5 protein-coding genes are annotated in these 10,353 nt (G+C 63.3%); 4 read left to right on the plus strand and 1 reads right to left on the minus strand.

Annotated elements, in window-relative coordinates; translation table 11 throughout:
- From Q0J81_RS08355 to pbpC, 3 genes are all read left to right on the plus strand, one after another.
- Positions 1 to 221, plus strand: a 221-nt coding sequence (locus tag Q0J81_RS08355; RefSeq protein WP_294447155.1) for a YbaB/EbfC family nucleoid-associated protein, incomplete at its 5' end; no start/stop codon positions are given.
- A 218-nt stretch (positions 222 to 439) separates the two neighbouring features.
- Complete coding sequence (locus tag Q0J81_RS08360) at positions 440 to 6,022, plus strand: MG2 domain-containing protein (protein WP_294447156.1); 5,583 nt, start codon at positions 440 to 442, stop codon at positions 6,020 to 6,022.
- A gap of 85 nt (positions 6,023 to 6,107) precedes the next feature.
- A complete protein-coding gene (gene pbpC / locus Q0J81_RS08365; RefSeq protein WP_294447157.1) occupies positions 6,108 to 8,396 on the plus strand; it encodes a penicillin-binding protein 1C in 2,289 nt (762 codons plus the stop codon).
- 73 nt (positions 8,397 to 8,469) lie between these two features.
- Here pbpC and Q0J81_RS08370 read toward each other — a convergent pair whose 3' ends face one another.
- Positions 8,470 to 9,450, minus strand: a complete 981-nt coding sequence (locus tag Q0J81_RS08370; protein ID WP_294447158.1) for an RluA family pseudouridine synthase — start codon at positions 9,448 to 9,450, stop codon at positions 8,470 to 8,472.
- 217 nt (positions 9,451 to 9,667) lie between these two features.
- Between Q0J81_RS08370 and Q0J81_RS08375 the strand changes: the two genes are divergently transcribed.
- Positions 9,668 to 10,353: S1 RNA-binding domain-containing protein (locus Q0J81_RS08375; protein ID WP_294447159.1), on the plus strand; the 686-nt coding region annotated here is incomplete at its 3' end.

Here is a 10,353-nt window from a genome sequence, read left to right on the forward strand (position 1 = left end):
AAGCTTCCGCCGGCGGCGGCATGGTGAAGGTCGTCATGAATGGCCGTCAGGAAATGAAGTCCATCACCATCGACAAGTCCGTGCTGGAAAGCGGCGACACGGAAATGCTGCAGGACCTCATCATTACCGCCGTGAACGAGGCCGTGCGCATCGGTCGCGCCAACCTTGACCGCGAGATGGCCAACATTTCCGGCGGGATTCATCTGCCCGGAATGTTCTAGTCCTTTTCGGGAACGTTCCCGAAGAAGATGCAGAAGCTCCGCCCCTCACAGAAAGAGAGGGCGGAGCTTTTTTTCATCAGAGAGCGGGCATGCTTTTTGCCGGGGAAAAAGCATTTTCCGGCAAGCCGAAAAGAAATTCGGCGAAGTGATTTTTCCTTTCTTGTCGGGCAGAAAGAAGTCATTTATGGTGAAAAAAACTGCCCTTTGGAGGATGTCCCATGTTCCGTCGGGTCCCCCTTGTCGTCTTTCTGCTCCTGTGGTCCGTGGCCGCCGCCTTCGGCGCTTCCGAAATTTCCCCGGCCTTTGTCCTGCCCGCGGTGACGGCTCCTTCGGAGGGCGACTCTCCGCTGCTGGTCAGGCTTGAATCCGACGAGCCCCTGTGTCGTGAGGCCTACGGCGAGGAATGGGCAGGCCGCTGCTTCGTTTCTCCCGGCAGGGAGGGGGCCCTTGTGCGCGGCGTTAGACTCGAGCCGGAAATTCCCGGAGAATGGCGCTGGGATGACGAAAGAACCCTTGCGTTCCGGCCGAAGGCTCCGTGGCCCGCAGGGCAGACCTTCGAGCTCGTTCTTGATGATCTGCCGCTGCCGTCCCGCGCAAGGCTCAGCTCCTCGCGTGAAGGCTTTGCCACGCCGCCTCTGGCGCTTACCCGGCTGAGCGCTGACGTGTGGGTGGACCCTGATCTTGACGGCGAGCGGGCCGTTTCCTTCGACATGGCCTTTACCACGCCTCCCGATCGAGCGCTCGTCGAGCGCGACGCGCGCCTTGAAGTCGCTGACAGGACGCTTCGGCTCGGCAGTCCGGAGTTCATCTGGGGCGAGGGCGGAACCTGTCTTGTGCGGGCGCGCGTGCTGTCTCTGGCAAGGCAGCCCTCCGCGGTCACGTTTTCTCTTCCCGGCGTTGCCGGAGAAGTGCGGAGCCGTGGAGCCTTCTGGAGCGTGCCGAAAGGAAGGGAAACAGCCGTTGCTCAGGTGACGGTTCCCGGAACAGAGACCATTTTTTCGGTGAAGAAGGCCTCGCTTGAGCCGTCGAAGGACGAGAATCTTGCCGGAGAGTACCGTCTCACGCTGGAAACGAGCCTTCTGATCAGACCGGACGAGATTTCCCGCGCCATGAAGGCGCTGAGGCTGCCCCGCACGCAGAACGAAGAGGCCGTGTCTTCCACGGTGTGGACGGCAGCCCCCGTCATCGACGAGGAAACGCTTTCCCGCGCCGTGCCCGTAACGCTTACGCCCCTGCAGCCGGCCGACGTGCCTTCCGGCAGAATAAGCTTCAGCGTGAAGACGGAGCCGGGCAGCTATCTTCTTTTCCATCTGCCGCAGGGATTCGGACCGTCGGCCGAGTTTACGCTTGCCTTCCCGTGGAACGAGGTTTTTCATGCCGCGCCGTTTGAGCCGGAGCTTGATTTTCTTCAGCCCGGCAACGTGCTGGCCCTCGGCGGAGAGCGCAGGCTGGACATCCATTCCAGCGGGCTCACCTCCATACGCTGGAGAGCCTCGCGCGTCATGGCTTCCTATCTCGGCCTTCTTGCCGCGCATCCCTCGCCGTTTTCCGCCAGAGGCATTCCTTTCGACGTTTTTTCCGAAGCTGTGGAAGGCAGCATTTCCCTTCGGCGTACCGACCCCGGGGTGCCGCAGTTCTCCGTGCTCGATGCCGCGCAGTTGTTCAGGAACGGTCGCGGTCTTGCCTACATAGAGCTTACGGGCATGGACGGGGACAGGGAGGTGGCGGAGGCCTCGCGCTTCGTGCTTGCGACCGACCTCGGACTCATCGTCAAGGAAGGCGCGTCGGGCGGGCGCGACGTGTTCGTCTGTTCTCTTTCCGGCGGAAAGCCCGTGCCCGGAGCGAAGGTGAGCATAGTGGGGGCCAACGGTCTTGCCGTGGCCGAGGCACTGACCGACGTCGACGGCAGGGCCTTTCTGCCTTCTGTTGCCGGTCTTGCGCGTGAGCGCAGCCCCGTGGCTGTGACGGCCCGACTGAAGGGCGCACAGGGTGAGGACATGGCCTGGCTGCCTCTTGGTGATGAAAGCCGCGCCGTGGATCTGTCCCGCTTTGCCACGCAGGGACAGACCAGCCGGGCCGACGGCGTGAACGCCTATGTGTTCAGTGAGCGCGGTCTGTTCCGGCCGGGAGAGACGCTGCGATTCGGCATGCTGCTGCGCCGCGGCGACTGGAAGGCGCTTCCTCCCGACATGCCGCTTTTTGCCGAGCTTGCGGATCCTTCCGAGCGCACGGTGTTCCGGCGCATGTTCACGACGGGAGCGGACGGGCTGGCGGAAGTGAGCTGGAAGGTTCCCGAAGACGCTCCTGCCGGACGGTACCGGCTCGACGTGCGCACGCCCGACGGGCGGGGCATGGACGTGGTGCTCGGTTCCGCAGCCGTGAGGGTGGAGGAGTTCCAGCCGGACACCATGGCGCTTGCCCTTTCGCTTTCTCCCGAGTCCGGCAGAGGCTGGCTTAGGGCGTCGTCCGCGTCCGCGAATGTGACGCTCCGCAATCTTTTCGGCGCTCCTGCGGCGGACCGGCGCGTGCGCGGCCAGCTTTCGGTGTGGCCTGCGCCTCTTTCCTTTGCAGGGTACGGAGATTTCACGTTTCATGACGCCGTGCCCTACCGGGGGTCGCCGCTCACGCTGGAACTTGGCGAAACCCGCACCGATGCGGAGGGCAGAGCCTCGCTGCCGCTGCCGCTTGAAAAGCTTCGCGGCGGCACGCTGCACTGCCGGCTTCTCGTTGAGGGCTTCGAGAGCGGCGGAGGGCGTTCGGTGACGGAGGAAAGGGATTTCGTCGTGTCGCCCCTCGACTGCGCTCTCGGCTTCCGTCCTTCCGGCACAGGCGGCAATCTCGACTTCATTCCCCGGGGAAGCGCCGCCGCCCTTGAGTTTGTGGCTGTGGGGGCAGACCTTGCTCCCGCAAGTCCCGGAGAGCTTTTGTTTCAGGTGTCCGCAAGGCGCTACGTGACCTCCCTCGTTACCGACAGCGACGGCAGATATCGGTATGAGGACACGCCGGTGGATCGCGTGATTTCCGCTTCAAAGGTAGCCTTCGACAGCGACGGGCGGGCTCGCTGGACCGTTCCCACAGCGACGAGCGGGGAATTTCTGCTGGAAGTGCGTGGAGAAGACGGGCTGGTCATGGCTTCCGTGCCCTTTACCGTGGCCGGAAACTCGGATCTGCGCCTTGCCGGGCTCTCGAGCCTGCCGTCCGGCTCTCTGCGGATGCATATCGACCGATCCTCGCTCTCTTCCGGGGATACGGTGCGGGCGTTCATTTCCTCGCCGTATGAAGGCACGGGACTCATCACGCTTGAGCGCGACAGCGTGGTCTCGTGGCGCTGGTTCCGTGCTCCGGCGGGCGACAGCGTGCAGGAAGTGCCGGTTCCCAGGGATTTTGAGGGGCGAGGCTACGTCAGCGTTTCGCTGGTGCGGTCGCTCTCGTCGCCCGACGCCTTCATGAATCCCTACGTCTTTGCCGTGGAGCCCGTTTCCGTGAACGTGGAGCGCCGGGACATGAAGATTGCTCTGACGGGACCGGAACGTCCCGTGACGCCCGGCTCGAAGATTCCCGTGACGCTCACCTCCTCCCGGCCGGGCAGGGCTCTTGTTTTTGCCGTGGACGAGGGCGTTCTGCGTCTTACCGCCTTTCCCACGCCGGACCCGCTGCGCTATCTTCTGAACGACAGGGCCCTTGAGGTGGAAACGAGGCAGATGTTCGATCTGCTCATGCCCGAGCACGGCACGTTCCGCATGCCCGCCTTCGGCGGCGGCATGGCTGCGGCCGGAGGACGTTTCCACAACCCCTTCAAGCGCAGGGGCGAGCCGCCTCTTGCCTGGTGGTCGGGCATTGTGGACGTAAAGGCCGGGGAAAACCGGTTCGAGGTGCCCGTGCCTGTCTACTACAGCGGCACGGTGCGGGTCATGGCCGTGGCGGTCTCGCCGGAGGCTGCGGGAAGCGCCGAGACCTCGGTCGTGGCGCGAGGCCCCGTGGTCATCACGCCGCAGCTTCCCGTGCTGGCCGCCCCCGGCGACGAGTTCGAGGCGGCCGTGGCCGTGGCCAACAATACCGGCGCGCGCCTTCGGGCGAGCCTTTCGCTTTCGGTCGATCCGGCGCTGCATCTGGCAACGCTTCCGCCTTCCGACATAACGATGGAGGCGGGAGACGAGCTGGTGCTGCCCTTCCGTGTGGAGGTCGGAGACGACCCGGGCGCTGCAGACATCGGATTTCTGCTGTCCGGCGAGGGCGTGGAGGCCCGGCGCTCGGCTTCTCTTTCCGTCCGTCCTGCCTCGCCGCTGCGCGGCAGTCTTGTGCTCGGCACGGCCTCTTCGTCCGTTTCGCTGAGCACGGGACGGGAGATTTATCCGTACGGCGCAAGAGGGTCGGCATCGGTTTCCGCGCTGCCGCTGCCTGCGCTGCGAGGTCTTGTGCGTTATCTTGATTCCTATCCCTACTCCTGCACGGAGCAGCTCATAAGCCGGGCCATGCCCTGCGCCCTGCTTCTGCAACGGCCCGAGCTTTTTGCCGACGGGCGGCCGCAGGATGAGGCGGCCCGCGTCATGCGCGAGAGGCTGGACGAGGCGCTTCAGGCCGTGGAAAGCTCGCTGTCGTGGCGCGGGGTTTCCCTGTGGCCGGGCGGAGAGCCGGATCTTCTGGTCACGGCCTATGCCGCCGACTTTCTTCTGACCATGCGCGAGGCCGGAGCCGAATTGCCCGGAGGCCTTCTTTCCGACGTGTTCAACGCGCTCGAGAAGGCCGTGGACCGGGCGCCTTCGTCGCTTGAGGAAGGGCGGACGCAGGCCTACGCCCTCTGGGTGCTCACCCGGGAGGGGCGCATCACCACGCAGGCGCTGGAAGCGCTGACTCGTCGTCTGGAAGAGGATTTTCCGGCGTGGCGGCAGGATGTGACCTCAACGCTCGTTGCGGGCTCCTGCGCCGTCATGCGTATGAAGGATGAGGCGCGGCGTCTTGTGGAACTGTACCGCAGGCCGGGACCGGAGTTTCGCGGGGAAGGGCTCGACGCGCTCTCTTCGCTCAGTCTGCGCGCTTCCGTGCTGGCCAGACATTTTCCGGACAGACTGGAAGATCTGCGCGGAGAACTTTCCGAGGAGCTCTTTGACGCCGCAGGCGGCAGAAGCGTGACGCTTTCCGCCGCGCTTGCCGTGCGCGCCCTGCTCGACATGGAAAGGGCGGCCCCCGTGCCCGAGGGCGTGTCTTTGACCTGCACGGCCATGCAGCCCGGTTTCGGCGACGGGGCGTTTCAGGCGCAGACCGTCGAGAACATGCTTACGCTCTCGGCTCCGGGCTGCGCCTCCTATGCGCTCAGCGTGCCCGAGGGCGGGCAGACGCTGTATGTTGAGGTGTCCGACGAGGGCTTTGACCGCAGACCGCCGGAAGAAGCGCTTTCCGAGGGCATGGAGGTGTCGAGGCAGTATCTGGATGCCGAGGGCAGCGTGGTGACCGGCGTGAGGCTCGGCGACGTGATCACGGTAAAGGTGACGGCCCGTGCCTACGGCGGCCCGGTAGAGAATGCGGCGATTGTGGATCTTCTGCCCGGCGGCTTTGAAATGGAGCTTGCTTCTCTTCCGGTTGCGGACGTTTCGGCCGCTTCCGGTGACGGAACCGTGATTGCCGACCGCAGGGAAGACCGCATGATTTTCTTCACACCGCTCGGCACGGAGCCGTCCTCGTTTTCCTACCGCATCCGCGCGGTGAACCGGGGCAGCTTTGTTCTGCCGCCCGTGCAGGCGGAAGCCATGTATGACGCATTTGTCCGCGCGCATTCATCCGCCGGAAGAATCGTCGTGGAATGACGGACTCGCCCTCTTCCCGGCGGAAGAGGGCGTTTTTGGAGGATGAACGTTGCGCGGCACGGCGGGAAGAATTGTTCTTGCGTTCATGGCGGCCCCGGTCGTCGTCTTCTGCCTCTGGCTGGCGTTCTGCCCCAGGCCTCCGCTTCTGGACGGCGTGGAGTTTTCCTCCCTCGTGCTCGACGGCGGGGGAGGACTGCTCCGCATGGGGCTGACGAGCGACGAGAAGTACCGGGTACGGGTGTCGCTGCACGACGTGGCCCCGGAGGCCGTGAATGCCGTGCTCCTGTATGAGGACAGGCATTTCTACCGGCATCCGGGCGTCAATCCTCTTTCGCTTCTGCGTGCGGGGTTCTCCATGCTGGGCGGCTCAAGACGCATGGGCGGTTCCACCATCACCATGCAGGTGGCGCGCCTCAGGCTCGGGCTTTCCACCGACACGGTTTCAGGCAAGCTCGTGCAGATGGCCCGGGCGTTGCAGTACGAGTGTCATTACGGCAAGGATGATATCCTCGAAGCCTATTTCAACCTTGCGCCCTACGGGGGCAACGTGGAGGGCATAGGTGCCGCCGCGCGCATCTATTTCCATGTTTCTCCTGCCCGGCTTTCCCTTTCGGAAAGTCTCGCGCTTGCCGCAGTGCCGCAGAATCCCGTGCGCCGTTCGCCTCTGAACGGCCCGGACTTCGAGAGCGCGCGTGCGAGAATGACGTGTCTTGCCCTGCCGGAAGGGGCTCTCGCCTCGGAAAGCATGGGCGCGATGCTTTTTTCCGTCAGGGACTCTCTGCCTCCCCTTCGTGTGTACGGGCCTTCTTCGCTGCCCTTCGACGCGCCGCACGTGTCGGTCGAACTGCTGCCTTTTTCCCGTAACGGCGTGCCGGTGCGATCCTTCATCGACCGGCGACTTCAGGGCATTGTGGAACGTTCCCTGGCTGGATTTGCCGCGCGGGGCAGGCGCTATGGGCTCACCAACGCCGCTGCGCTGCTCATCCACTGGCCGAGCATGGAAATAAGGGCGCTGGCCGGTTCTGCGGACTTCTTCAGCGACGCCATTGCCGGTCAGGTGGACGGCACGACGGCAAGGCGTTCCCCGGGCTCGACGCTCAAGCCTTTCATTTACGGCATGGCCCTTGATCAGGGCCTCATTCATCCCCGCACGCTGCTTGAAGACTCTCCCCGCAGCTTCGGCGGCTACGATCCGGAGAATTTCGACCGCGTCTTCCGAGGGCCGCTGCCCGCAGAGGAGGCGCTTCGCGCCAGCCGCAACATTCCCGCCATACTGCTGGCCTCCAGACTCAGGCCGGGATTTTATGGCTTTTTGCAGAAGGCGGGCGTAGAGATGCCTTTTTCCGAGGAACATTATGGGCTCAGTCTGGTGCTCGGCGGCGCGGAAGTGAGCATGCGAGAGCTCGGCGGACTGTACGCCATGCTTGCCAACAGGGGCGTGTGGCGCGAGCCGCAGCTGTTTGCGGGAGCAAAGACGCGGCCCGCCGTATCTCTGCTTTCCCCGGAAGCGGCGCTGGTCACGCTGCGCATGCTTGAAGACGGTGCGCACTTCGTGCGCTCTTCCTTAGGTCCCGTGCCTCTGCGTTTCAAAACGGGAACGTCCAACGGCTTTCGCGATGCGTGGACGGCGGGCGTGGTCGGTCCCTACGTGCTGGTGGTGTGGGCGGGCAACTTCGACAACTCACCCAATCCCCTTCTTGTGGGAGGAGAGGTGGCGGCTCCGCTTTTTGCCGATATGGCACAGGCCGTGGCCTCTTCGGAAAAAGACTTTGCCGATCTTGTACCCCGTCAGCAGGAAGGGCTCAACATCACGCGGGAAAAGGTTTGCGCGGCCACGGGAGACCTCGATACCTCGCTGTGCCGAGAGGTCGTGGAAACCTGGTACATCCCCGGGCGTTCGCCTACGCGTTCTTCGGGCGTGTTCCGCACCATACTCATTGACAGGGAAACCGGACTTCGCGCCTGCGAAGCCGTGCCCGGCCGCACGGAAGAGGTCGTATGGGAATTCTGGCCTTCCGATCTGCGCGCGCAGTTTCTGCGTGCGGGCATAGTCAAGAACCCTCCGCCTCCTTTCGGTCCGGGCTGCGGGGCTCAGCCGGTTGCAGGCAGGCCTCCGCGCGTGATTTCGCCGAAGGAAGGCGTGGTCTACCGGCGCAGCCTTTCCGCGCCGGAGAGAGAAGGAATACCGCTCACGGCCGGAGCCGACGCCGACGCGAAGGCCTTGTTCTGGTTTGTGAAGGAGCGATTCATAGGTCGCTGTGCTCCGGGCGAGACGCTGCTCTGGGTTCCGGAAGACGGTGTGCACGAGCTCAGAGTGGTGGACGACAGAGGCCGGTCCTCCTCGCAGACGGTGACGGTTCGGGCGATTCCCTGACGTTGCGGTTTCAGGACGTGGAATACCGAAAGCTTCGGGGAATTCGTCCTTCAGTCGCGCGTCCGGGAAATCCTCAGTCTCCGGCATGGGAAGGACGACGTTTTTGTGTGCTCCCGGCATCGTTTTTCCATGCCCACGGGCCTTTCCACGGCGGTGCAAGTTCGAAGTCGAGCGTCGTTCCGTCGGGTGCGGGAATGGACAGACGGAAGGCGTGCAGCTTCAGCATCTCGCGGGACGGTCCTTCTGAAGTACCGTACCAGGGATCGCCCACGACGGCGTGCCCGCGTGACGCGAGCTGCACTCGTATCTGATGCGTTCGCCCGGTAAGAAGATGAACGAGCAGAAGCGTGCGTACTTCACCGTGAATGACGCGTTCCGCAAGTTTTTTTACCACGCATCGTGCCTCTTTTGCGTCCTCATCGTCGGCCGAGGCCTTTACGCGCTGCGCGTGCCGGTCTTTGATCAGAGCGTCTCTGAGTTCCTCGGGGCCGTCCTTGGGCCAGTGTCCTTCCACCCAGGTCAGATATTCCTTGCGCGGGCGTTTTTCGTTTCTCCCGGCAAGGGCGTCGGTGAGAAGCCGCACGGCCGCATAGGTCTTGCCGGCTACGAGAAGGCCTGACGTGTCCTTGTCCAGCCGATGCACGGGCGAGGGCACGAAGGCGGCGTCTGCGCGCTCTTCGGCCAGAATGGAGGCCATGCTTTCCCGGTGTCCCGTGCCGCCCTGCACGGGAAGCCCCGCAGGCTTGGCCAGAACAAGCACGTCGTCGTTTTCAAACACGATGTTGAGACGCGAGCGCCTTGTTTCGAGGGGAGAGGGAGCGGTGCTTCCTGCGGGCAGACGCTCGGCAAAGGGGGGAACCCGCACCATGTCGCCCTCGGCCAGCCGGTCGAAGGCCTTCGCACGGGCGCCGTTCACGCGTACCTGCCCCGTGCGTATCCAGCGGTGAAAGTCCGCCGTGGGGGCGTTGACGCGTCTGTGAAGAAAGTTGAGGAGTTTCTGTCCTGATTCCGCCCTGCTGACGGAAAGAGCCCGTGTGTCCTTTTCGTTGTCCATGCTCTCTGAACGTTCCTTTTGCATCGCTTACGGCGTGTTTTACTTTGTTTTATCGTAGAATTTTTCTCTTCTTGCGTCCAGATTGCGGACAAGCAAGAAAAAAGAGTTTTTCCCCGAAAGAAGGAAAGAAACAACTTGTGCATCCATGGCATTCCTGCTATGTAGAGAGACCTGCCCGACGAGGGCAGAAATCTGTTTGTTAGGTTGGAGGATCCGTATGGCAACTGCCGAAAACATGGAAAACCAAATCGATTCCGAAATGAGCTTTGCGAGCGCACTCGAAGACTATCTCACCCCCGACATGGGCGACCTTGAAGAAGGCTCCATCGTCAAGGGCGAAGTCGTGCGCGTGGACGACGATACTGTGCTGGTGGACGTGAACTTCAAGTCCGAAGGCCAGATCCCCGCTGAGGAATTTCGGGACGCTCAGGGCAATATGACGGTCAATGTCGGCGACCGCGTTGATGTGTACGTTGTCCGCAAGAACGAAATGGATGGCACCATCACCCTTTCGTTCGACAAGGCCAAGCGTATGCAGCTGTTCGACCAGCTCGAAGACGTGCTGGAAAAGAACGGCACCATCACCGGTACCATCACCCGCCGCATCAAGGGCGGCTACACCGTCGATCTCGGCGGCGTGGAAGCCTTCCTGCCCGGTTCTCATGTGGACCTCCGTCCTGTTCCGGACATGGACGCTCTGGTCGGCCAGCAGTTTGAGTTCCGTGTTCTCAAAATCAACCGCCGCCGCAGCAACGTCATCGTTTCCCGCCGCGTGCTGCTTGAAGAAGAACGCGACACCAAGCGCGCCGCTCTGCTCCAGACCCTGGCCGAAGGCCAGATCGTCAAGGGCAAGGCCAAGAACATCACCGAATACGGCGTGTTCGTCGACCTCGGCGGCCTCGA

It is taken from the genome of uncultured Mailhella sp., from assembly GCF_944324575.1.
Lineage (GTDB): Bacteria > Desulfobacterota > Desulfovibrionia > Desulfovibrionales > Desulfovibrionaceae > Mailhella.